Below are 22,281 nucleotides of genomic sequence, written 5' to 3' on the forward strand. Positions count from 1 at the left end.
GAAGAACAATGATCAAGCTCGGCATCGTGATGGACCCCATCGCAAGCATCAACATCAAGAAAGATTCCAGCTTCGCTATGCTGCTGGAAGCACAACGTCGTGGCTACGAACTTCATTACATGGAGATGGCCGATCTGTATTTGATCAACGGTGAGGCTCGCGCCCGCACGCGTACCCTGAGCGTAGAGCAGAACTATGACAACTGGTATACGTTCAACGACGAGCAGGATCTGCCGCTAGCCGATCTGGACGTCATCCTGATGCGTAAAGATCCGCCGTTCGATACCGAATTTATCTACGCCACTTATATTCTGGAGCGCGCGGAAGAGAAAGGCGCGCTGATCGTCAATAAGCCCCAGAGCCTGCGCGACTGCAACGAAAAACTGTTCACCGCCTGGTTCTCCGACCTGACGCCGGAAACGCTGGTCACGCGCAACAAAGCGCAACTGAAAGCCTTCTGGCAGAAGCACAGCGACATCATTCTCAAGCCGCTGGACGGCATGGGCGGCGCGTCTATCTTCCGCGTGAAGGAAGGCGACCCCAACCTCGGCGTGATCGCCGAAACGCTGACCGAGCATGGCACCCGCTATTGCATGGCGCAGAACTACCTGCCTGCCATTAAAGACGGCGACAAACGCGTGCTGGTTGTTGACGGCGAACCCGTTCCGTACTGCCTGGCGCGGATTCCGCAGGGCGGCGAGACCCGTGGCAACCTGGCGGCCGGTGGTCGCGGCGAACCGCGCCCGCTTACCGACAGCGACTGGGAAATCGCCCGCCGCATTGGCCCAACCCTGAAAGCGAAGGGGCTGATTTTTGTGGGTCTGGATATCATCGGCGATCGTCTGACGGAAATTAACGTCACCAGCCCAACCTGTATTCGTGAAATTGAAGCGGAGTTCCCGGTTTCGATTACCGGAATGCTGATGGATGCCATTGAGGCGCGTTTGCAGAAGTAAATTAGTTGCCGGATGACGACGCCTTCGCGTCTTATCCGGCCTGGAATTTCACCCCACAGGCCGGATAAGACGAAACTGCCATCCGGCAAAGCTATTTTCAGAGGGTGACATCTTCGCGCTTTCCCCACATACTGGACGCTGTTGCTTTTTTGAACCCGGATACAGAACCTCTGACAATGAATTTACAGCATCACTTTCTTATTGCCATGCCTGCTCTCCAGGACCCAATTTTCCGCCGCTCCGTGGTGTACATTTGCGAACACAATGAAGATGGCGCAATGGGGATTATCATTAATAAGCCTCTGGAAAATCTACAGATTGAAGGGATTCTGGAAAAACTGAAGATTACGCCTGAACCGCGCGATCCGGCGATTCGTCTGGATAAAGCCGTAATGCTCGGCGGGCCGCTGGCGGAAGATCGGGGATTTATTTTACATACTCCGCCCTCCCGCTTTTCGTCCAGTATTCGCATTTCTGACAATACGGTGATCACCACGTCCCGCGACGTGCTGGAGACGTTAGGCACACCGGAGCAACCCTCTGAGGTGCTGGTGGCGCTGGGTTATTCATCATGGGATAAAGGTCAACTGGAGCAAGAGCTGATGGATAATGCCTGGCTCACGGCCCCTGCCGATCTCAATATTCTGTTCAAAACGCCGATTGCCGACCGTTGGCGAGACGCGGCCAAATTAATCGGAATTGATATTCTGACCATGCCTGGTGTGGCGGGGCATGCCTGATGAGCGGAACCTTACTCGCATTTGATTTCGGCACCAAAAGTATCGGCGTAGCGATAGGACAGCGCATCACCGGCACCGCCCGCGCGCTGCCAGCGATAAAAGCGCAGGACGGAACGCCAGACTGGAGCATTATCGAGCGTTTGCTGAAAGAGTGGCAGCCGGATGAAATTATTGTCGGGCTACCGCTCAATATGGATGGCACAGAGCAGCCCCTCACCGCTCGCGCCCGCAAGTTCGCCAACCGCATTCATGGCCGTTTTGGCGTGCCGGTTACGCTGCATGACGAACGCCTCAGCACCGTAGAAGCGCGCTCTGGCCTGTTTGAACAGGGCGGTTATCGCGCACTCAACAAAGGCAAGGTGGATTCCGCCTCGGCCGTCATCATCCTCGAAAGCTATTTCGAGCAGGGTTACTGAAGCGAATTGCCTGATGGCGAGCAGCGTTAAGACCGACAAATTAGCTTCCATATCAACGCCTGATGGCGCTTCGCTTATCAGGCCTACAAACTACGGGCACGCGTGTAGGCCGGATAAGGCCATCGGCCGCCATCCGGCACAACCGTTCGCTAAAGCCTGCCCTGCGCCTGCCGCTGTTGCAGACTCTGGGCAAAAGTCTGCATCCCCGCCTGTTGGCTGGTCTGAATAACGCCGGGCAACTGGTGGATTTTCCCCTCCCGAATAAGATTGCCAACCGCTGGCGTGTTGATGAGCAGTTCAAATAACGCCACGCGTCCGTCCTGCCTGTCGGTTTCCAGCTTCTGCGACAACACGGCGCGCAGGCTGCCCGCAAGTTGACTGCGTACCGGATCTTTCTCCTGCGCCGGAAAGGAGTCGACCAGCCGCTCTACCGCCTGTGCCGCGCCGCGCGTATGTAGCGTCGCCAGTACCAGATGCCCCGTTTCCGCCGCCGTCAGCGCCAGGCGAATGGTCTCGCTGTCGCGCAGTTCGCCTAATAAAATCACATCCGGGTCTTCACGCAGCGCAGCGCGTAACCCGGCGGCAAAGGAGCGGCAGTGTACGCCAACCTCCCGCTGCTGAATCAGGCAGCGCTGGCTGGTATGGTGGTACTCAATAGGATCTTCCAGCGTCAGAATATGACCATCGAGATGCTGGTTGAGGTATTCCACCATTGCCGCCAGCGTGGTGGATTTCCCGCTTCCCGTCGCCCCGGTCACCAGAATCAGTCCGTTCTCGCCGCCAAGGAGCGCGGGTAGCGCGGCAGGCGTCTGGAGCGCGTCCAGTTGCGGGCACGTAGTGGGCAGCAACCGCAGCGCCAGCGATGCGCCCTGCTCGTGATGAAAAGCGCTGGCGCGTAACCGCAGTTCGCCCGGCAGCGACACCGCAAAGTCGAGCTGACCATCCGCCTGCCACGCCCGGCGCTGCGCATCGTTAAGCCATTGTGACAACAAAACCTCGACATTCGGGCTGCTAAACGGGGCTATTTCCACTTTTCCCCGTTTACGCCAGCGTGCAGGCCATGCGTTGCACAGGTGTAGATCCGAGACGTTATGCTTTACACTAAGGGCCACTATTTCTTCCATATCCATACGAACATCCTCGGAAAATGAACGATATCGCGCATAACCTGGCACATGTCCGGGACAAAATCTCAGCCGCCGCGACGCGTTGCGGGCGGTCTTCAGAAGAAGTTACGCTACTTGCAGTGAGTAAAACCAAGCCTGCGAGCGCCATCGCAGAAGCCATCGCGGTCGGGCAGCGGGCGTTTGGCGAAAACTATGTTCAGGAAGGGGTAGAGAAAATTCGCCACTTCAAAGAAAGCGGCGTCGAAGGGCTGCAATGGCACTTTATTGGCCCCTTGCAGTCCAACAAAAGTCGTCTGGTGGCAGAGCATTTTGACTGGTGCCATACGATCGATCGTCTGCGTATCGCCGCCCGTCTGAGCGAACAGCGCCCGGCAGGTCTGCCGCCGCTGAACGTGCTGATTCAAATTAATATCAGCGATGAGAACAGCAAGTCCGGGATTCCGCTTACGGAACTGGACGCTCTGGCGGCAAGCGTGGTTGAGCTTCCCGGTATCAGGCTGCGCGGACTGATGGCGATCCCCGCCCCTGAGTCAGATTATGTAAGGCAGTTTGAAGTTGCACGCCAAATGGCTGTAGCATTTGCCGGGCTGAAAACGCGCTATCCTGGCGTTGATACCCTTTCTCTGGGTATGTCGGATGATATGGACGCCGCAATTGCGGCAGGTAGCACGATGGTGCGCATCGGCACCGCTATTTTTGGTGCGCGTGATTACACAAAAAATTAAGGAAAACTGAGGAACGCCATGAAGACGTTGACCTTCCTGCTCTCAACGGTAATTGAACTGTATACCATGGTGCTATTGTTGCGCGTATGGATGCAGTGGGCTCGCTGTGATTTTTACAACCCTTTCTCACAGTTTGTGGTGAAAGCGACTCAACCCATTATCGGGCCGCTGCGTCGTATTATTCCGCCAATGGGGCCGATTGATAGCGCCTCCATGCTGTTGGCATTTATTCTGAGCTTTATCAAAGCGATAGTGCTTTTCATGGTCGTGACGTTCCAGCCGATTATCTGGATCGCCGCCATGCTTATCGTCCTGAAAACCATCGGCCTGCTGATTTTCTGGGTACTGCTGGTGATGGCGATCATGAGCTGGGTGAGCCAGGGCCGGAGCCCGATTGAATACGTTCTGCTTCAACTGGCGGACCCTTTGCTGCGCCCGATTCGCCGTCTGCTCCCTTCGATGGGCGGCATCGACTTCTCGCCGATGATCCTGGTTCTGCTGCTGTATGTTATCAACATGGGCATCGCTGAAGTCTTACAGGCGACAGGCAATATGCTGCTGCCGGGGCTGTGGATGGCGCTATGAGTGCCGTTACCCCCTGCGCTGACGGTCTGATTTTACGGCTCTATATTCAGCCGAAAGCCAGCCGTGACAGTATTGTGGGTTTACATGGCGACGAAGTGAAAGTCGCCATTACCGCCCCGCCGGTTGATGGCCAGGCCAACAGCCATCTGGTGAAGTTTCTTGGCAAACAATTCCGCGTGGCGAAAAGCCAGGTCGTCATTGAAAAGGGCGAACTGGGCCGCCACAAACAGGTTAAAATCATTCATCCGCAACAGATCCCGCCAGAAATCGCGGCGTTAACTGATTAGGTATCCTATGCAAAAAGTTGTCCTCGCTACCGGCAATGCCGGTAAAGTGCGTGAGCTCGCCTCACTGTTGAGCGATTTTGGGCTTGATGTCATCGCGCAAACCGAACTGGGCGTTGACTCAGCCGAAGAGACCGGTCTGACGTTCATCGAAAATGCGATCCTGAAAGCGCGTCATGCCGCAAAAGTTACCGGTCTGCCCGCCATTGCCGACGACTCCGGCCTGGCCGTTGATGCGCTGGGCGGCGCGCCGGGTATTTACTCCGCCCGTTATTCCGGCGAAGACGCCACCGACCAGCGTAATCTGGAAAAACTGTTGCATACCCTGCGGGAGGTGCCGGATGAGAAGCGCCAGGCGCGTTTCCACTGCGTGCTGGTCTACATGCGCCATGCAGAAGACCCGACGCCGCTGGTGTGCCACGGGAGCTGGCCAGGAATGATTACCCGCGAAGCGGCGGGCAATGGCGGTTTCGGCTATGACCCTATTTTCTTTGTTCCGTCGGAAGGTAAAACGGCAGCCGAGTTAACCCGTGAAGAAAAAAGCGCGATCTCCCACCGTGGGCAGGCGCTGAAGCTGCTGCTGGACGCCTTACGCAATGGTTAAGCTGCCGCCGCTGAGTCTTTATATTCACATCCCGTGGTGCGTGCAGAAATGCCCATACTGCGATTTCAACTCGCATGCGCTGAAAGGCGAAGTGCCGCACGATGATTATGTTCAGCACCTGCTGAGCGATCTCGATACCAACGTGGCATATGCGCAGGGACGCGAAGTAAAGACCATTTTTATTGGCGGCGGTACGCCGAGTCTGCTCTCAGGCCCGGCAATGCAAACGCTGCTGGACGGCGTGCGGGCGCGCCTGCCGCTGGCGGCGGATGCAGAAATCACGATGGAGGCGAATCCGGGGACGGTAGAGACCGACCGTTTCGTTGATTACCAACGCGCCGGGGTAAACCGTATCTCCATCGGCGTGCAGAGTTTTAGTGAACTGAAGCTAAAACGCCTCGGGCGCATTCACGGCCCGGAAGAGGCGAAGCGGGCAGCGAATCTGGCAAGCGGTCTGGGGCTGCGCAGCTTCAACCTGGACCTGATGCACGGCCTGCCGGATCAAACGCTGGAAGAGGCGCTGGGCGACCTGCGCCAGGCTATCGCGCTCAATCCGCCGCATCTGTCGTGGTATCAGTTGACTATCGAACCTAACACGCTGTTCGGCTCACGCCCGCCGGTATTGCCAGACGATGACGCGCTGTGGGATATCTTCGAGCAAGGCCACCAGTTGCTGACGGCGGCAGGTTATCAGCAGTACGAAACCTCCGCGTATGCCAGGCCGGGTTATCAGTGTCAGCACAATCTGAACTACTGGCGCTTTGGCGATTATCTCGGAATTGGCTGCGGCGCGCACGGTAAAGTGACCTTCCCGGACGGGCGCATCCTGCGTACCACTAAAACGCGTCACCCGCGCGGTTATATGCAGGGGCGCTATCTGGAAAGCCAGCGTGATGTCGAACAGGCCGACAAGCCGTTTGAGTTCTTTATGAACCGTTTTCGGTTACTGGAAGCGGCTCCCCGGGCGGAGTTTACGCAGTATACCGGGCTTGCCGAAGCGGTAATTCGTGAGCAGCTCGACGAGGCCATCGCCCAGGGGTATCTCACCGAATGCGAGCAGCACTGGCAGATTACCCAACACGGCAAGCTGTTTTTAAACTCCCTTCTGGAGCTGTTTCTGGCGGAGTGATGGCGGGTGAAGATGTAGGCCGGATAAGGCCTTGAGCCGCCATCCGGCAAATTGCCTGATGGCGCTGCGCTTATCAGGCCTACAGGGTTAGGGCGATAAGCGCAGCCACCTTCACCGATTAATACTGATTAAACATCGTCTGGATCTGTTGCGGATCTTTGGTTTGCGTCAGCGCCAGTTGCAACAGCACGCGCGCTTTTTGCGGGTTCAACGAACCGGAAGCGACAAACCCGTATTTCGCGTCATCGACTTCAGCATCCTGCGTGGTGGCGCCAGTCGGTACACGAGAAGAACGCACGACAACCGTGCCTTTATGCGCAGCAGTCGCCAGCGTATCGAAAACCGTTTTGTACAGGTTGCCGTTACCCACGCCCGCGCTCACAATCCCTTCGTACCCCGCATCCACCAGCGCTTTCGCCGGCAGATCGGACGCATTCGCGTAGTTATAAATAATCCCGACTTTCGGCAGTTCAGTCAGCTTAGAAACGTCAAACGGCGTGGAAGTGGTGTGTTTGCGCGCTGGCGTACGCTGATAATCGATTTTACCGTTGTGAATGTAGCCCAGCGGCCCGTAATTCACAGACTTGAAGGTGGCGACATCGGTGGTATTGGTCTTGGTGACGTCACGGCCGTCCAGCACAGTGTCGTTCATCACCACCAGTACGCCGCGATTCGCGGACGCTTTATCCGCCGCAGTGACCACGGCGTTATAGAGGTTGAACGGGCCGTCTGCGCTCATTGACGTGGACGGACGCATCGCCCCGACCAGCACTACCGGTTTATTACACTTGACGGTCAGGTCGAGGAAATAAGCTGTCTCTTCCATCGTATCAGTACCGTGGGTGATCACGAAGCCGTCGGTGTTATCGCAGTCGGTGTTGATTTTCTTCGCCAGCGTTAACCAGACTTCATCGTTCATATCCTGCGAACCGATATTGACGACCTGCTCACCTTTTACAACTGCAATATCCTTTAACTGAGGCACCGCGTCCACCAGGCTTTCGACGCCAACTTTACCCGCCGTATAATTTGATTTTGTCGCGGAGTCACCGCCACCGGCAATGGTTCCCCCGGTCGCCAGAATAGTGACATTCGGCAAAGCCAGCGCCGCGCCGCTGCAACCCATTACCAGAGCGGCGAGTACCGTTTTCCTGAAAAACTCCATGTTATTTCTCCAGTTACGTGAATTTGACGCATTATCCCAATGTCGCAGATGAATAATGTGACGTCTTCCAATTAACCAGATAAATATCTTTTTACGTTTGTGGTTTTTAGAGATGGATATCAAAACGGCGGGGTATGACAACATAAAACGGCACAGCAGGCGCTGTGCCATAGACAAGAGTTTTATTTCAGGCTGCTCACCAGCGCTTTGCGGCTGTCTTCCAGCGTCACAACGCGACTGCACACATCTTTGCCGAACTGCTGGAAGTCTTTTTCCTGATTCTTCCATTCATTCTGAATCGACGTTTGCAGACCGCCGAGGCTACCCAGCACGCCCTGCAACGGATTACCGCCGCCTTTGAGCACCGCTTTCGCGCCCATTTCGTTAATGCTGTCCTGCAAAATGCCGCCCATCGCCTGATTCACCAGTTGCTGGCCGTCGGCGCGCACCTGATCAATCGCCTTGTAGTGGAAGGTCAGGCCGTCAGTACGATGCTCAATGATGCGGTTCATCTGCTCTTTCAGTTGTGCATCGAGTTTGGTCAATCGACCACGCATATTGCTGCTTTCGCCCACTTCCTGCGCGATGATTTTATCCAGCGCCACGCGGCCTTTCTCGACGCGGCTTCTGGCGCCCTCATCGATCCACGGCAGCGCGCTGCGCAATTCCGCCTGGTAATCTTTCGCCTGTTCGCGCTGCGCGGCGCTAAGGGTGTACTGTTTGCCGTTAAACATTACGTTGCCGTCCGGCGCGATCACCAGGTTGCCGTTTTCGCCTTTTACCTGAACCGTTTGCGGGCTGAGAATCACATCGTCACGCGGAGTGACGCTGCATTGATAATCTGCGTGTGCGGCCATCGCCGTCAACGAAAGAACTGCCGCCAGCAGCGTTTTGCGCATCATAACTTTCCCTCAAGACAAATCGGGCCAGCAAATGCTGGCCCCGTATGCTTTATTAGTCCCACCAAACGTCGAAAAGTTCGCTGGTGCGCACGTCTTCAAGTTTGTGTTCTTCCAGCCACTTACGCACAATCGCCTGATGTTCTTCGGTGCATTTGCCGATTTCCTGCATGCAGATCAGCCCTTCCCAGGACAGATAACCGCTGCCGTCAAACGCCAGTTTATTTGGCTCAATAACGTCATTGATAAAGTCATCGACAATTTTATCAACCTGCTCTTCAGAAGTGCCTTCCGGGAAACGCCATGCAACCGAAAACCCTAATTCCTGGAATTCGTCGATATGCATTTTTTTACGCAGACGACGACTACGGTTCTTTGCCATTATTTCACCCTCTCGAACATTAAGTCCCATACGCCGTGGCCAAGACGATGACCACGTTGTTCAAATTTGGTTACCGGGCGCGATTCCGGGCGCGGTACATAATCGTTACTCTCTGACAGGTTTTTGTACCCGTCGATGGAGGACATCACTTCCAGCATATGCTCCGCATAGGCTTCCCAGTCGGTCGCCATATGGAACACACCGCCCAGCTTCAGTTTGCTTTTCACCAGTTCGGCAAACGGAACCTGAACGATACGGCGTTTATTATGACGCGCTTTATGCCACGGGTCAGGGAAAAAGAGCTGAACCATCGATAAAGAATTGTCAGGAATCATTTTATGCAGCACTTCAACCGCGTCATGACACATCACACGCAGGTTCCCGACGCCTTCTTCGTGCGCAGACGCCAGACATGCGCCAACGCCAGGCGAATGCACTTCAATACCGAGGAAATTTTGTTCCGGGCGGGCTTTCGCCATCGCCACCAGCGAGGCGCCCATACCAAAACCAATCTCAAGCGTAACCGGCGCGTCGCGGCCAAACAGCGTGGCGAAATCCACCGGTTCTTCGCTGAATTCAACGCCCATCACCGGCCAGTAGTTTTCCAGCGCGTGTTCCTGCCCTTTCGTCAGTCGCCCCTGGCGACGAACAAAGCTACGAATTCGGCGCAACGGGCGGCCGTTTTCATCAAATTCCGGTGAAATGACGTCGTTCTTCATAAAAGTTAAGTCTGCTTGTGATTGAGTTCCGAAAACGGGCATTATCCAAAGTTAGTTGCCGGATGCAAGTAAAGGAAGAGAGTGATCACAGGAAAGTTCCGGTTTACACCTCGTTGCCTCTGTGCTGCAATCTTGCCCCCAGCAATTTTAAAGCGGTGACCATGCAAGCGTCTCAATTTTCGGCTCAGGTTTTGGGCTGGTACGATAAATACGGGCGGAAAACCCTGCCCTGGCAAATTGACAAGACGCCCTACAAAGTATGGCTCTCGGAAGTGATGTTGCAACAGACGCAGGTTGCGACAGTTATCCCCTATTTCGAACGTTTTATGTCGCACTTTCCAACGGTGACAGATTTAGCCAACGCGCCGCTGGATGAGGTTCTGCATTTGTGGACGGGCCTCGGCTACTACGCCCGCGCGCGCAATCTGCATAAGGCGGCGCAACAGGTGGCGACGCTGCACGGCGGCCGGTTCCCGGAAACGTTCGACGAGGTCGCCGCCCTGCCCGGCGTAGGCCGCTCCACCGCCGGCGCGGTTCTCTCGCTCTCTTTGGATAAACATTTTCCGATTCTCGACGGCAACGTTAAACGCGTGCTGGCACGCTGCTATGCTGTCAGCGGCTGGCCGGGGAAAAAAGAGGTTGAGAAACGGCTGTGGGATCTGAGCGAGCAGGTTACGCCTGCCAACGGCGTGGCGCGTTTTAACCAGGCGATGATGGATTTAGGCGCTATGGTGTGTACGCGCTCCAGGCCGAAATGTTCGCTGTGCCCGCTCCAGAATGGCTGCGTTGCCGCCGCGAACGAGAGCTGGTCGCTGTACCCCGGCAAGAAGCCAAAACAGACGCTGCCGGAGCGTACAGGCTATTTTTTGCTGTTGCAGCATAATGACGACGTGTTTCTGGCGCAGCGTCCGCCGAGCGGCTTATGGGGCGGATTATACTGTTTTCCTCAGTTTGAGGATGAAGATGGCTTGCGTCAGTGGCTGGCGCAACGGCATATTCAGGCCGATAATCTCAGTCAACTTAATGCTTTTCGCCACACGTTTAGCCATTTCCACTTAGATATTGTGCCTATGTGGCTTCCCGTGTCTTCATTCACCGAGTGCATGGATGAAGGCAACGCGCTCTGGTATAACTTAGCGCAACCGCCGTCGGTCGGACTGGCGGCCCCCGTGGAGCGTTTGTTACAGCAGTTACGTACCGGCGCGCCGGTTTGAGCACCCCGGTCGATAAAGAGGATTTTTTATGAGCAGAACCATTTTTTGTACTTTCCTGCAACGTGAAGCGGAAGGCCAGGATTTTCAGCTGTACCCGGGCGAACTGGGGAAACGCATCTACAACGAGATCTCTAAAGAAGCGTGGGCGCAGTGGCAGCATAAGCAAACCATGCTGATCAACGAAAAGAAACTCAACATGATGAACGTCGAGCACCGCAAACTGCTGGAGCAGGAGATGATCAACTTCCTGTTTGAAGGGAAAGACGTGCATATTGAAGGCTATACGCCGGAAGAGAAAAAATAAGCATCTCTTGCTGGCAATCTCGTAGGCCGGATAAGGTGCTTGCACCGCCATCCGGCAAAACGATACAACAACAAACACAACACGCACTCCCGGAATGATGAAAAAATTTTTCGCGCTTGCTCTTGTTGCGCCGTTGCTCATCTCCTGCTCCAGTTCGACCAAAAAAGGCGATACCTATAACGAAGCCTGGGTCAAGGATACCAACGGTTTTGATATTCTGATGGGGCAGTTTGCCCATAACATTGAGAATCTGTGGGGGTTCAAGGAAGTGTTGATCGCGGGTCCGAAGGACTACGTGAAGTACACTGACCAGTATCAGACCCGCAGCCACATCAACTTTGACGACGGTACGATCACCGTCGAAACCATTGCCGGAACAGAGCCCGCCGCGCACCTGCGTCGCGCAATCATCAAGACGCTGTTAATGGGCGACGATCCCGGCTCGGTCGACCTCTACTCGGACGTCGATGATATTCAGATCTCCAGAGAGCCGTTCCTGTATGGTCAGGTGGTCGATAATACCGGGCAACCCATTCGCTGGGAGGGACGCGCAACCAACTTCGCTGACTATCTGCTGAAAACGCGTCTTAAGAGTCGCAGTAACGGTCTGCGCATCATCTACAGCGTGACGATCAATCTGGTGCCGAACCACCTGGATAAACGTGCGCATAAATATGTTGGCATGGTTCGCCAGGCCTCACGCAAATACGGCGTCGATGAGTCGCTGATTCTGGCGATTATGCAAACCGAGTCCTCTTTCAACCCGTATGCGGTCAGCCGTTCCGACGCGCTGGGGCTGATGCAGGTAGTACAGCACACCGCCGGGAAGGACGTATTCCGTTCACAGGGGAAATCGGGCACGCCAGGCCGCAGTTTCCTGTTCGATCCTGCCAGCAACATTGATACAGGCACCGCTTATCTGGCGATGCTCAACAATGTCTATTTAGGCGGCATTGATAATCCGACATCGCGTCGTTACGCGGTGATCACCGCTTATAACGGCGGTGCAGGCAGCGTGCTGCGCGTTTTCTCTAACGATAAGGTTCAGGCGGCAAACATCATCAACAGTATGTCCCCGGGCGATGTGTACCAGACATTAACCACGAGGCATCCTTCTGCGGAATCGCGTCGCTATCTGTATAAGGTCAATGCCACCCAGAAATCCTACCGTCGGAAGTAATCTCGCCGTTCCCGCCCCCGATCGCACTGGGGCGGGAAGGCCGAAAAGTGTTAACTCCATCACTCTTTTGCTTTGCAATTAGAAATTGTTTGCAAATATTTGTCACAGGTAACAAAAAATACCCTTTCCTCATTGATAGAATCACATCATATTGCAACGGCAAATGTGCCTTTTAAAACATTCATCCGCTATATGGTGTGAGGAAATTAACATGAATCTTAAGCTGCAGCTGAAAGTCCTCTCCTTTCTGCAGTTCTGCCTGTGGGGAAGCTGGCTTACCACCCTCGGCTCATATATGTTTGTCACCCTTAAATTCGACGGTGCATCCATCGGTGCTGTGTATAGCTCGCTGGGGATTGCCGCCGTCTTTATGCCCACGCTGTTAGGGATTGTGGCCGACAAATGGTTGAGTGCGAAATGGGTATACGCCATTTGCCACGTCGTTGGCGCTGCAACATTGTTCATGGCTGCCGAAGTGACCACGCCAGGCGCCATGTTCTTTGTGATCTTGCTTAACTCGCTGGCCTATATGCCAACGTTAGGGTTGATCAACACCATCTCCTACTACCGCCTGCAATCCGCAGGGATGGACATCGTCACCGACTTCCCGCCTATTCGTATCTGGGGCACCATCGGCTTTATTATGGCGATGTGGGGCGTAAGCTTCTCTGGCTTTGAACTGAGCCATATGCAGTTGTACATCGGCGCGGCGCTTTCCATCATTCTGGTACTGTTTACGCTTACGCTGCCGCACATTCCGGTTGCCAGACAGCAGAAGAACCAGAGCTGGACTTCAATGCTGGGGCTGGATGCTTTCGCGCTGTTCAAAAACAAACGCATGGCGATTTTCTTTATCTTCTCCATGATGCTGGGCGCCGAGCTGCAAATTACCAATATGTTCGGTAACACCTTCCTGCACAGCTTTGATAAAGATCCGCTGTTCGCCAGCAGTTTTATCGTGCAGCATGCCTCGGTCATGATGTCGATTTCGCAAATTTCCGAGACGCTGTTCATCCTGACCATTCCGTTCTTCTTAAGCCGCTACGGTATTAAGAACGTCATGCTGATCAGTATCGTGGCCTGGATGCTGCGCTTTGGCCTGTTCGCTTATGGCGACCCAACGCCGTTCGGTACCGTGCTGCTGGTTCTGTCGATGATTGTTTACGGCTGCGCCTTCGACTTCTTCAACATCTCCGGTTCGGTGTTTGTGGAAAAAGAGGTACGCCCTGAAATCCGCGCCAGTGCGCAGGGCATGTTCCTGATGATGACTAACGGCTTCGGTTGTATCCTTGGCGGCGTCGTGAGCGGTAAAGTGGTGGAACACTACACCCTGAACGGCATTACCGACTGGCAGACCGTGTGGCTGATTTTCGCAGGCTACTCTCTGGTTCTGGCCTTTGCGTTCGTGGCGCTGTTTAAATACAAACACGTTCGCGTTCCGACAGGCTCTCAACCCGTCGCGCACTAATCTTTACGCCGGATGGCGCTAATGCTTATCCGGCCTACAAGGGAGTCGCCCCGTAGGCCGGATAACGCGAACTTATTTCAGCACATAGCCATACAGCCGTTTAATCCCGTCGGCATCAGTCTCGCTGTAAACCCCTTGCAGTTCCGGTGAGAAGCCGGGTAGCAAATTGACGCCCTCTTCCAGCGCCAGGAAGTAGCGCTGTACCGCCCCGCCCCACACTTCGCCCGGCACGACGCACAGCACGCCCGGAGGATATGGCAGCGCGCCTTCTGCCGCGATACGCCCTTCAGCGTCACGAATACGCACTAACTCAACATCGCCGCGAATAAAAGCGCTATTGGCATCCTGCGGATTCATCGCCACCGCAGGCAGGCTCTCCTTGCGGAACATCGCTTTTTGCAGATCTTTCACGTCAAAACTGACGTACAGATCGTGCATCTCCTGGCATAACTGGCGCAGGGTGTAGTCGCGGTAACGTACCGGATATTTGTTAAAGATGGTCGGCAGCACATCCGCCAGCGGCGTGTCGTCTTCGATATGTTGTTCGAACTGGGCCAGCATCGCCACCAGTTGCGCCATTTTGGCTTCGCTTTCGGCTGGCGTCAGCAGGAACAAAATCGAGTTGAGATCGCACTTTTCCGGCACGATGCCGTTCTCACGCAGATAGTGCGCCAGAATGGTGGCCGGGATACCAAAGTCGGTATAGCGCCCGGTTTCAGCATCAATGCCCGGCGTGGTCAGCAGCAGTTTGCACGGATCGACAAAATACTGATCCTCCGCATAGCCTGCAAAGCCATGCCATTTCGCCCCGGGTTCAAAGCTGAAGAAGCGTCGATCGCTGGCAATCAGTTCCGTTGGATGCTCCTGCCACGGTTTACCGTCCACAAGCGGCGGAATGAATGGCTGAAGCAGTTTGCAGCGGGCGAGTATCGCCTTGCGCGCCTCGATGCCCAGCGCCACACACTCTGCCCACAGGCGGCGACCGCTCTCCCCTTCATGGATTTTGGCATTGACATCCAGCGCAGCAAACAACGGGTAGAACGGACTGGTGGAAGCATGCAGCATAAAGGCGTTGTTCAGGCGCTTGTGCGGGCAAAAACGCGCCTGACCGCGAATGTGGTTGTCCTTTTTGTGAATCTGCGAGGTTTGCGAGAAACCAGCCTGCTGCTTGTGTACCGACTGCGTAACAAAAATCCCCGGATCGTTTTCGTTCAGCGCCAGCAGTAGCGGCGAGCCGTCCGCCATCATCGGAATAAATTGCTCATACCCGACCCAGGCGGAGTCAAACAGGATGTAATCACACAGACTGCCGATTTTGTCGATGACCTGACGGGCGTTGTAGATCGTGCCGTCATACGTCCCCAGTTGAATGACGGCCAGACGAAACGGGCGCGGCCGATCGGCTTTCTGCGGGGCGACCTCACGGATCTGCTCACGCAGGTATGCCTCGTCAAAACAGTGCTCATCAATGCCGCCGATAAAACCAAACGGGTTGCGCGCGGCTTCGAGATAGACCGGCGTGGCGCCCGCCTGAATCAACGCCCCGTGGTGGTTTGATTTATGGTTGTTACGATCGAACAGCACCAGATCGCCGCGCGTCAGCAGCGCGTTGGTCACAACTTTATTCGCCGCCGAGGTGCCATTCAGCACGAAATACGTTTTATCCGCATGAAAGACTTTCGCCGCAAACTTCTGCGCATGCTTGGCCGATCCCTCATGAATGAGCAGATCCCCCAGCTTTACGTCGGCGTTGCACATATCCGCCCGAAAGAGGTTTTCGCCGAAGAAGTCATAAAAATGCCGACCGGCCGGGTGTTTTCTGAAAAACTCACCGTGCTGATGGCCCGGGCAGGCAAAAGTGCTGTTACCCATATCGACATACTGGGTCAGCGTGTCATAAAACGGCGGCAGCAGATTCTCTTCATAACGGCAGGCGGCCGATTCCAGTTCCAGCCAGTCCTGCGCGTTGCCGCTTATCACCGCCTCAACACCGGCAGGCGCATCAACATGATCGTCAGAGAGAATAAACACCGGCAAATGAAAACCGGTGCGTTTTAGCAATGCCAGGATGCCGCTGCGACTATCCGCAACGGTAATGACGACTGCCGCGACATCAGTAAAGTCAGTGCCGTCCAGCGCCACCACATGGCGGTGGGTAGACAGGCGGGAGACCAGTTCACCACTGGCGGCAATATTCATTGATTTCATAAGCGCAAAAACCCGTTTCGGGAGAATAGAAGTCCCGGGCAAGGTAACATTACCCTGCCCCACGAAATGTTGGGTCAAACTGGTCACCAGCTCCGACCGCCAGACATCAGTAAAAGCAGACAGCCTCTGATCTTACTGTTGTCCCGCAGTGAGCGTGCGCTGCCCTCACCGCATGGTGAGAGAATGAAGGGAGATCAAAGAAAGGGGCAATCGTCGCCCAGAAAGGCGAAGTTGAAGGCGATGTAAGGGTAATATGGTCATCCCAGGCAGCCCCGTACAAACAGGAGAAAATTCGCGCAATCATGGCACCTTTCCCCTGGGGGCGCAAGATCAAATCCCGGACATACGCGCCATCAACAAACGCGCATAATACGTGATATTCGGGGCATAATAATGCAATCAGATAAAACAAATAGCAGGAGCGACTGTGGTAATCGGGCCTTTTATTAACGCCAGCGCCGTTTTAGCTGGAGGCGTGCTTGGCGCGCTTCTCAGCCAGCGTTTACCGGAACGGATTCGTGTCTCAATGACCTCTATTTTCGGGCTGGCATCGCTGGGGATCGGTATTTTACTGGTCATAAAATGCGCTAATCTTCCGGTAATGGTTCTGGCGACAATCATCGGCGCGCTTATCGGCGAGTTTTGTTACCTGGAAAAAGGCATCAACACGGCGGTGACGAAAGCGCAGCAACTGATTAAGAAACCGGGGAAGAAAGCCGTCCACGACACCTTTATTCAGAACTATGTCGCCATTATTGTTCTTTTTTGCGCCAGCGGAACCGGCATTTTCGGCGCGATGCATGAAGGCATGACCGGCGACCCGAGCATTCTCATCGCAAAATCGTTTCTCGATTTCTTCACGGCCATGATCTTCGCCTGCTCGCTGGGAGTCGCCGTCGCCGTTATTTCCGCCCCCATGTTGGTTATCCAGCTATTGCTCGCCACCTGCGCAGCCTTAATTTTACCGCTCACCACCCCGGCGATGATGGCAGATTTCAGTGCCGTAGGCGGATTACTGCTGCTGGCGACCGGTCTACGTATTTGCGGAATCAAGATGTTTGCGGTGGTCAATATGCTCCCCGCCCTGCTCCTGGCGATGCCGCTTTCCGCCGCGTGGACCGCGTTTTTTGCCTGAAAATGCGTGCAATACCAACAATCTGGTGATAGATTGTGCAGTCTGCATGGATTTGAAGAAATTTCGTTGACGAAACGAAGCGAATCGGTTTTAATGCGCCCCGTTGCCCGGATAGCTCAGTCGGTAGAGCAGGGGATTGAAAATCCCCGTGTCCTTGGTTCGATTCCGAGTCCGGGCACCACTATTCATAAGGCCTCGCTGCAAAGCGGGGCTTTTTCCTTTTCTGGCTACGGTAGATTTCTGGTCGTTGCAACAGGTTATTTGTTTGCTGGATTTCTCACTTTTTTCGCAGATCTTCGTTACTTTTAGACGTATCAACATCCTCTGGTATGCCTTTCCTTACCTCACAGCTACGGTCTTTCTACGGTCCCTTTTTCTCAGATTATTCATAATGAAGTAGAAAATACGGGGGAAACGGGGGAAACGGGGGAATTATCATTTCGCCTTAATCCGCTGATCTTAACGTGATTTTGTCGCGGGGAATAAAGTGGGGAAATCCCCGTTAGCAAGCGGGGAAACCTGACAACATATGCCCTCCACCAGTCACATGGGGATCTCCACTAGTCCGTCCACCTGCAACAAGCTCTTCTTTATCTTTCACTTCTTACCGTTACTAGAATCCCCCACTCTCCACTCCTTCATAAAATGATTTATCAGTAATAACACTTCTTAGGCTAAACGTATTGCACTGTTCAATCTAAGAACCAGTTTTAAGCAAGGGCGTACATAGCCTGTGGTAGCTTGGCATAAAACTAATTAAAGATATATTATCTAAATAGCTGACGACTTAGATATTTTGCACTATCAGTAGCGCTGATAAATATCTGACGGCTATTTACATATCATCATGAAATGCAATTTTCACACTAACTGAAACAACCAGAAAAAATATTAATTTCACCCCATAAAAGTCAACAAGTCACAAATATCAGTTTCATCAGAAAAATAACCCTTGATAACTCTCAAGTGAGAATTCGGTATACCAAATTCCAGTCGAAACTTATCGGCGACTTTCTCTGGTTGAGGATCCAATATAGTAACATAAGGTATGTTTTTCCTATTCATAAATGCATCAACAAAAAGTTGGTTACTTTTTAAATCTGTTCTAGGGAAAGAATACCCAATAATAATGATATGATCTGCTCTTTCAATCCCTTTTTTAGCATTATCCCACAGGCCATCAAATAAAGCCCCATATCCATGGTAATTTTTTATTTTTACCGGAGGGATTATCAATGGAATGGATACTAGACCTCTATCACTCGCAATCCCCTCAGGAACCCAAGGTAATTTCATTCTGGTACGAACTAAAAAATGTCCATTATCAACCATCCTACCACGATCATCTAGTATATTTGGTGGATAATACCCATAAGAGAAATCCTCATAACCTGCTGAATATCTCCCAGCGAAACATGGATAAGGTTCAATGGTATTTTCATAGACCCATACAGTATCTGGTGCAGATTCCTGCGTTAGCACTATATCCTTTTCAGGGCTCATTGGATGACTACTTAACCAATTTACAGAGCCATGTAACTTAATTAGTTGTGGCGCATTCAAATTTGTATCATTTGGAGCCACCCATCCATTACGATATATACTTTTAGGTAGGAATCCATATCCAACATCAGTATTCCAATCCGTTTCAACATTTAAAGCACGATCCATTAGGGTATCCCAATTGAAAGTAGCAATCATATCGTGATGGGATAATATTTTTGCTAAAGAGGAGTGAGGGCGTGATACTGGACCATTTTGGATTGAATTTATTACTGAAGAAAATATGAATATTAGCTGGGTGTAAGACTTGAAAGCTCTTATTCTATCTATAGTAGCCTCTTTACCTATATATAAATTTAGATTTTCTTCTATTTCAGTGTATAACTCCTCTATGTCAATATCCTTTGAAAAGAATTCACTTGGATTTTCTTCTTTAACTCTTACAATAAAATCCATTAAACCATCTATAAGAACCCATGGATTGGATGAGACCTCCAAATGACAAAATGTAGAGAAAAAATCCCTTGCAATAGGCATTTTCACGCCTGTAGGACTATCAGAATAAGCTTTTGATGCTCCAGCCCCGAGTAACAAAAAATTCATAAGATCTTTCCCCCCCGAGGAGTTAGAAAAGATTAAAGTAAGTAACTTCGTTCATGACAATTTGACTAAACATATTTCAAAATTATCCTTAACCAGTTTTTAATACTCCAAATCATCAAGTATGATTACTACCTCAGATAGATTTAATGAGATTATTTAATATATAACCCTAAGTAAATGACGAACTAATTATTACTCAGGAGGATATTTTTAAACAGCAATCGATGGATCGGGCTTTCACTATAATTAAAAATCTCTTCATCACCAAGTAAAAACTGCAAATATGCATCATCTAAATTCGTCAAAAATTTAGCGGAAAAGACAAGCTTTTCCTTACTAAGCAATATAAATTTAATTATTTCATCTTGCGTAATAAGATATTTATCCTGATCATCTTGCAACGCACTTTTATTCCACGCGTGAATCAACACAGGACGAGAGTTAGTATCCACCTTGAATATAAATGAAAAAATCCTTTCTGAGCAACCATCTGCATCACCATCATATGATTGACTAAACACCCACCCTTTTTTTTCACATGGAATTTCGTCATACTCAATAACGAACTCCTTTGTTCGAATCCCACTCAATAGTTTACCATAGAAAATTTCAGATTTTTCTATAGTGTCAGCAATAATCATTGATTTTTCCTGCATGTCATTAAGCTTTATTCTAATGGCTTCAATATAAACCTCATCATCTGTATGATTAGTAACTATACTTGAAAGTTGTAAAATAATACCTTTTGTCAAACGAAGATCTTTTTCAAGGCTGAATAATCTATACTTCAACATTTTCAAGGCTTGCAAATTCACGTATTCTAAATTTATTTCACTACTTGGCTGATCTAAAAAATGAAATAATTTTTGGTCGTGTTCGCTACAGTAACCTGGAAAGTTTGTAATATCACGTATGTGTTTATTACAAAAAGAAAAAAAGAATGAATTATTTTTTAGATCGCGTTTTAAAACGAATGCTTTATTATCACAATCGGCGAGGTGTATCAGAACCGATTTTTCTGAAAGTTCATGCGAGTAAGCGCTAGGTTTTTCACAATGTTCATGACCACACAGCCAATTTTTCTTTTTACCTTCATTGATGATTTCACCATACACTGCATTCACTTGATGATGAATATCTTTTTTTGGGTTTTGATAGAAACCTAAGAGAAGAATATCTCTTAGAGATTCATTACCTTTAGATATCTCTTGGATATTATACAGCGTTTCAGTATATGACTCCCCTTGAATAACGTCAAATATATTTTCCACCGGTGGTTTAACAACATTATTCATGCTTAACTCCGCAGTTTTATCAATCTTCTATGTGACTTATACGCTAAAATAGTTGATAAATATCAAAATAAACCTTAACTAAAGAACAAGGTCAAATCTTCTTTCTACAACATATTAAAAAGCCAAATTCCGGTTTAGTGTATAAATGGCAATTTTTGTATGCCTGCATATAATATCCCATGTCATGTAGTCATATCAAACTCAAACACATATTATATTTGTGACCCCATCTCGCACGGCACCTTTACCCTTGAGACCAGAGTTTGACCGTAAAGTCTGTCCTTCTGCATTTCTCTTCTTCATTCAGCTCATGTGGTACTTACATTCCCTTCTCCACGCCAGAAAATCAATGTAGCCATTAACAACGCCGTGCCGGGGATGGGTCAACCCTGACGTTCTTTACACCAGTCACAGGAGGTAATATGTCCAGTCCGAAACGCTTCCGTTTTACTAACCAGCTCATTAAATCCCTGCCCCCTAACACATCAGATTCACGCAGCACCGATGCCGAATACAGCGACACCGAGATTTCTGGCCTGAAATGTCTGGTCAGCAAAGGAGAAGGACGTAAAAAGTTTTTGCTCCGCTACCTCTACCATGGAAGAAAACGTGCCATCGCTATTGGTCGCTGGCCTGAGGTGGATGTCACCTTAGCCCGTAAGATTGCCATGGAACATAAACGCTCACTTGCCACCGGAACTGACCCTAAGCAGGAATGCGAAAACAAGAGACAAGAGATGACATTTGATGAACTCTTCAACCAGCATTATCTGGTTTGGGCAAAGTCTGCTAAACGTAGCTGGGGCAAGGATTTCCAGCGCTACCGGGATCATATCCGTCCCGCCATTGGTCAGATGCTGCTTAGTGATATCACACCTGCCAGCATTCTCCGCCTCCAGCAGACGTTAAGCACTTCATTATCAGCAGCAACCTGTAATCGTGTCATCGTACTGATTAAAGCGGTATTTACCTGGGCCGGAAGGCAAAGCATCACCTCTGTCCATCCGGCAAGAGTGGTACAGCTTCTCAGGGAGAACAACGCCCGACAGCGCTATTTCACCGAGGACGAAATTCGTCGTATTTTTCTCTCCGCCGATAACGATACCAGCCCCGTAGCTGCCCGCTATGTCAAACTGCTGTTACTGACCGGCCTTCGTCGTGATGAACTGCGTCTGGCTAAGTGGGAGCATGTTGACCCGGTTAAACGCACCCTATGGCTTCCTGAAACCAAGAATGGCTATGGACGGATTGTTCATCTTAATTCACTGGCGATGGACGTAATCAGAACACTGCCAACACAGCGGGGAAATCCGTGGTTGTTTATAGGTAAAACACAAGGAATGCCGCTGAGTAACCCGGTTAAAGCCTTTCAGCGTATTGTGCGTCGGGCGGGAATTTTCGACAAAGAGGTGTGTATTCATACCTGCCGCCATTCGGTTGCCGCCCTCATCGTGTCCTACGGTGGAACACTGTATGACGTTCAGGCTCAGCTGGGGCATCGCAGCAGTCAGTCATCACAACGGTATGCTCATCTTCATCCTCAGCGCTTACAAAACACCAGCCAGCTTTTGGCGGAGCGAATCACCGCTCAGTTACCTTCATTGAGATAACAGAAAAGCAGAGGCAAATGCCCCTGCTTT

General features: G+C 51.6%; 22 protein-coding genes and 1 tRNA gene. 15 read left to right on the forward strand and 8 right to left on the reverse strand.

Annotated elements, in window-relative coordinates; genetic code table 11:
* The first annotated feature begins 8 nt into the window (after window positions 1-8).
* From gshB to ruvX, 3 genes are all read left to right on the forward strand, one after another.
* Window positions 9-956 (forward strand): glutathione synthase, encoded by a 948-nt coding sequence (gshB, locus tag OGV67_RS14250; RefSeq protein WP_012135062.1) that lies wholly within the window; start codon window positions 9-11, stop codon window positions 954-956.
* A 176-nt stretch (window positions 957-1,132) separates the two neighbouring features.
* The gene (locus OGV67_RS14255) at window positions 1,133-1,696 is read left to right on the forward strand and encodes a YqgE/AlgH family protein (protein ID WP_012135063.1); all 564 of its coding nucleotides are present in this window, start codon (window positions 1,133-1,135) and stop codon (window positions 1,694-1,696) included.
* Window positions 1,696-2,112 (forward strand): Holliday junction resolvase RuvX, encoded by a 417-nt coding sequence (gene ruvX / locus OGV67_RS14260; protein WP_049010779.1) that lies wholly within the window; start codon window positions 1,696-1,698, stop codon window positions 2,110-2,112. Before OGV67_RS14255 ends, ruvX begins: the two co-directional genes overlap by 1 nt.
* A 149-nt stretch (window positions 2,113-2,261) precedes the next feature.
* On the opposite strand, the gene OGV67_RS14265 is transcribed toward ruvX, so the two are convergent.
* Window positions 2,262-3,242: a type IV pilus twitching motility protein PilT gene (locus OGV67_RS14265; RefSeq protein ID WP_049010783.1), complete on the reverse strand. Its 981-nt coding sequence runs from the start codon at window positions 3,240-3,242 to the stop codon at window positions 2,262-2,264.
* A 17-nt stretch (window positions 3,243-3,259) separates the two neighbouring features.
* Between OGV67_RS14265 and OGV67_RS14270 the strand changes: the two genes are divergently transcribed.
* Genes OGV67_RS14270 through hemW form a run of 5 tightly spaced genes read left to right on the forward strand, consistent with a single transcriptional unit; the run spans window position 3,260 to window position 6,566 of the window.
* Entirely contained in the window at window positions 3,260-3,964 is a 705-nt protein-coding gene (locus OGV67_RS14270) for a YggS family pyridoxal phosphate-dependent enzyme (RefSeq protein WP_049010785.1), read from the forward strand.
* Between the two features lie 18 nt (window positions 3,965-3,982).
* Window positions 3,983-4,549, forward strand: a complete 567-nt coding sequence (locus OGV67_RS14275; protein WP_115614425.1) for a YggT family protein — start codon at window positions 3,983-3,985, stop codon at window positions 4,547-4,549.
* Window positions 4,546-4,836: a DUF167 family protein YggU gene (gene yggU, locus OGV67_RS14280; RefSeq protein ID WP_012135069.1), complete on the forward strand. Its 291-nt coding sequence runs from the start codon at window positions 4,546-4,548 to the stop codon at window positions 4,834-4,836. Before OGV67_RS14275 ends, yggU begins: the two co-directional genes overlap by 4 nt.
* A 7-nt stretch (window positions 4,837-4,843) precedes the next feature.
* The gene (locus OGV67_RS14285; protein ID WP_115608869.1) at window positions 4,844-5,437 is read left to right on the forward strand and encodes an XTP/dITP diphosphatase; all 594 of its coding nucleotides are present in this window, start codon (window positions 4,844-4,846) and stop codon (window positions 5,435-5,437) included.
* Window positions 5,430-6,566 carry a radical SAM family heme chaperone HemW gene (gene hemW / locus OGV67_RS14290; protein ID WP_200003473.1) on the forward strand — a complete coding sequence of 379 codons (1,137 nt, stop codon included), beginning with the start codon at window positions 5,430-5,432 and terminating at the stop codon, window positions 6,564-6,566. The genes OGV67_RS14285 and hemW overlap by 8 nt, the downstream gene beginning before the upstream one ends.
* A gap of 118 nt (window positions 6,567-6,684) precedes the next feature.
* Here the strand turns inward: hemW and ansB are convergent, their stop codons facing one another.
* The 4 genes from ansB to trmB all read right to left on the reverse strand — a co-directional run bounded on the left by ansB (window position 6,685) and on the right by trmB (window position 9,731).
* On the reverse strand, window positions 6,685-7,731 hold the full coding sequence (gene ansB / locus OGV67_RS14295; protein WP_049010789.1) for an L-asparaginase 2: 1,047 nt from the start codon (window positions 7,729-7,731) through the stop codon (window positions 6,685-6,687).
* A gap of 182 nt (window positions 7,732-7,913) precedes the next feature.
* On the reverse strand, window positions 7,914-8,633 hold the full coding sequence (locus tag OGV67_RS14300) for a YggN family protein (RefSeq protein ID WP_012135073.1): 720 nt from the start codon (window positions 8,631-8,633) through the stop codon (window positions 7,914-7,916).
* A 52-nt stretch (window positions 8,634-8,685) separates the two neighbouring features.
* On the reverse strand, window positions 8,686-9,012 hold the full coding sequence (locus OGV67_RS14305) for a YggL family protein (protein ID WP_012135074.1): 327 nt from the start codon (window positions 9,010-9,012) through the stop codon (window positions 8,686-8,688).
* Window positions 9,012-9,731 (reverse strand): tRNA (guanosine(46)-N7)-methyltransferase TrmB, encoded by a 720-nt coding sequence (gene trmB, locus OGV67_RS14310; RefSeq protein ID WP_024130937.1) that lies wholly within the window; start codon window positions 9,729-9,731, stop codon window positions 9,012-9,014. The genes OGV67_RS14305 and trmB overlap by 1 nt, the downstream gene beginning before the upstream one ends.
* Before the next feature lie 161 nt (window positions 9,732-9,892).
* On the opposite strand from trmB, the gene mutY reads away from it, so the two are divergent.
* The 4 genes from mutY (at window position 9,893) to OGV67_RS14330 (ending at window position 13,897) form a co-directional block, all read left to right on the forward strand.
* A complete protein-coding gene (gene mutY / locus OGV67_RS14315; protein WP_071257998.1) occupies window positions 9,893-10,945 on the forward strand; it encodes an A/G-specific adenine glycosylase in 1,053 nt (350 codons plus the stop codon).
* 28 nt (window positions 10,946-10,973) lie between these two features.
* The gene (locus OGV67_RS14320) at window positions 10,974-11,249 is read left to right on the forward strand and encodes an oxidative damage protection protein (RefSeq protein ID WP_012135077.1); all 276 of its coding nucleotides are present in this window, start codon (window positions 10,974-10,976) and stop codon (window positions 11,247-11,249) included.
* A 97-nt stretch (window positions 11,250-11,346) separates the two neighbouring features.
* The gene (gene mltC / locus OGV67_RS14325) at window positions 11,347-12,429 is read left to right on the forward strand and encodes a membrane-bound lytic murein transglycosylase MltC (RefSeq protein ID WP_065422798.1); all 1,083 of its coding nucleotides are present in this window, start codon (window positions 11,347-11,349) and stop codon (window positions 12,427-12,429) included.
* A gap of 211 nt (window positions 12,430-12,640) precedes the next feature.
* On the forward strand, window positions 12,641-13,897 hold the full coding sequence (locus tag OGV67_RS14330; protein ID WP_286465668.1) for a nucleoside permease: 1,257 nt from the start codon (window positions 12,641-12,643) through the stop codon (window positions 13,895-13,897).
* A 72-nt stretch (window positions 13,898-13,969) separates the two neighbouring features.
* On the opposite strand, the gene OGV67_RS14335 is transcribed toward OGV67_RS14330, so the two are convergent.
* Complete coding sequence (locus tag OGV67_RS14335) at window positions 13,970-16,105, reverse strand: ornithine decarboxylase (RefSeq protein WP_115614423.1); 2,136 nt, start codon at window positions 16,103-16,105, stop codon at window positions 13,970-13,972.
* Window positions 16,106-16,532: 427 nt separating this feature from the next.
* On the opposite strand from OGV67_RS14335, the gene OGV67_RS14340 reads away from it, so the two are divergent.
* Both OGV67_RS14340 and OGV67_RS14345 read left to right on the forward strand, forming a co-directional pair.
* Window positions 16,533-17,240, forward strand: a complete 708-nt coding sequence (locus OGV67_RS14340) for a DUF554 domain-containing protein (protein ID WP_012135082.1) — start codon at window positions 16,533-16,535, stop codon at window positions 17,238-17,240.
* A 105-nt stretch (window positions 17,241-17,345) separates the two neighbouring features.
* Window positions 17,346-17,421: transfer RNA gene (locus OGV67_RS14345), tRNA-Phe, on the forward strand.
* Between the two features lie 716 nt (window positions 17,422-18,137).
* Here OGV67_RS14345 and OGV67_RS14350 read toward each other — a convergent pair.
* Both OGV67_RS14350 and OGV67_RS14355 read right to left on the reverse strand, forming a co-directional pair.
* The gene (locus OGV67_RS14350; RefSeq protein WP_228333156.1) at window positions 18,138-19,346 is read right to left on the reverse strand and encodes an SIR2 family protein; all 1,209 of its coding nucleotides are present in this window, start codon (window positions 19,344-19,346) and stop codon (window positions 18,138-18,140) included.
* A gap of 185 nt (window positions 19,347-19,531) precedes the next feature.
* Entirely contained in the window at window positions 19,532-20,641 is a 1,110-nt protein-coding gene (locus tag OGV67_RS14355; protein ID WP_228333149.1) for a hypothetical protein, read from the reverse strand.
* Window positions 20,642-21,063: 422 nt separating this feature from the next.
* On the opposite strand from OGV67_RS14355, the gene OGV67_RS14360 reads away from it, so the two are divergent.
* Window positions 21,064-22,251, forward strand: a complete 1,188-nt coding sequence (locus OGV67_RS14360; protein WP_286465674.1) for a tyrosine-type recombinase/integrase — start codon at window positions 21,064-21,066, stop codon at window positions 22,249-22,251.
* Window positions 22,252-22,281: the final 30 nt, after the last annotated feature.

It is taken from the genome of Citrobacter sp. CK188 (assembly GCF_030333525.1).
Classification (GTDB): Bacteria; Pseudomonadota; Gammaproteobacteria; order Enterobacterales; family Enterobacteriaceae; genus Citrobacter_B; species Citrobacter_B koseri.

Excerpts from the sequence above, each read along its gene's own strand:
- OGV67_RS14305 (WP_012135074.1), bottom strand. The coding sequence starts at position 9,012 with ATGGCAAAGAACCGTAGTCGTCGTCTGCGTAAAAAAATGCATATCGAC.
- OGV67_RS14335 (WP_115614423.1), bottom strand. The coding sequence starts at position 16,105 with ATGAAATCAATGAATATTGCCGCCAGTGGTGAACTGGTCTCCCGCCTG.
- mltC (WP_065422798.1), top strand. The coding sequence starts at position 11,347 with ATGAAAAAATTTTTCGCGCTTGCTCTTGTTGCGCCGTTGCTCATCTCC.
- hemW (WP_200003473.1), top strand. The coding sequence starts at position 5,430 with ATGGTTAAGCTGCCGCCGCTGAGTCTTTATATTCACATCCCGTGGTGC.
- OGV67_RS14320 (WP_012135077.1), top strand. The coding sequence starts at position 10,974 with ATGAGCAGAACCATTTTTTGTACTTTCCTGCAACGTGAAGCGGAAGGC.
- OGV67_RS14330 (WP_286465668.1), top strand. The coding sequence starts at position 12,641 with ATGAATCTTAAGCTGCAGCTGAAAGTCCTCTCCTTTCTGCAGTTCTGC.
- OGV67_RS14285 (WP_115608869.1), top strand. The coding sequence starts at position 4,844 with ATGCAAAAAGTTGTCCTCGCTACCGGCAATGCCGGTAAAGTGCGTGAG.
- OGV67_RS14300 (WP_012135073.1), bottom strand. The coding sequence starts at position 8,633 with ATGATGCGCAAAACGCTGCTGGCGGCAGTTCTTTCGTTGACGGCGATG.
- ruvX (WP_049010779.1), top strand. The coding sequence starts at position 1,696 with ATGAGCGGAACCTTACTCGCATTTGATTTCGGCACCAAAAGTATCGGC.
- OGV67_RS14255 (WP_012135063.1), top strand. The coding sequence starts at position 1,133 with ATGAATTTACAGCATCACTTTCTTATTGCCATGCCTGCTCTCCAGGAC.
- OGV67_RS14355 (WP_228333149.1), bottom strand. The coding sequence starts at position 20,641 with ATGAATAATGTTGTTAAACCACCGGTGGAAAATATATTTGACGTTATT.
- yggU (WP_012135069.1), top strand. The coding sequence starts at position 4,546 with ATGAGTGCCGTTACCCCCTGCGCTGACGGTCTGATTTTACGGCTCTAT.
- trmB (WP_024130937.1), bottom strand. The coding sequence starts at position 9,731 with ATGAAGAACGACGTCATTTCACCGGAATTTGATGAAAACGGCCGCCCG.
- OGV67_RS14350 (WP_228333156.1), bottom strand. The coding sequence starts at position 19,346 with ATGAATTTTTTGTTACTCGGGGCTGGAGCATCAAAAGCTTATTCTGAT.
- OGV67_RS14270 (WP_049010785.1), top strand. The coding sequence starts at position 3,260 with ATGAACGATATCGCGCATAACCTGGCACATGTCCGGGACAAAATCTCA.
- OGV67_RS14275 (WP_115614425.1), top strand. The coding sequence starts at position 3,983 with ATGAAGACGTTGACCTTCCTGCTCTCAACGGTAATTGAACTGTATACC.
- OGV67_RS14265 (WP_049010783.1), bottom strand. The coding sequence starts at position 3,242 with ATGGATATGGAAGAAATAGTGGCCCTTAGTGTAAAGCATAACGTCTCG.
- gshB (WP_012135062.1), top strand. The coding sequence starts at position 9 with ATGATCAAGCTCGGCATCGTGATGGACCCCATCGCAAGCATCAACATC.
- mutY (WP_071257998.1), top strand. The coding sequence starts at position 9,893 with ATGCAAGCGTCTCAATTTTCGGCTCAGGTTTTGGGCTGGTACGATAAA.
- ansB (WP_049010789.1), bottom strand. The coding sequence starts at position 7,731 with ATGGAGTTTTTCAGGAAAACGGTACTCGCCGCTCTGGTAATGGGTTGC.
- OGV67_RS14360 (WP_286465674.1), top strand. The coding sequence starts at position 21,064 with ATGTCCAGTCCGAAACGCTTCCGTTTTACTAACCAGCTCATTAAATCC.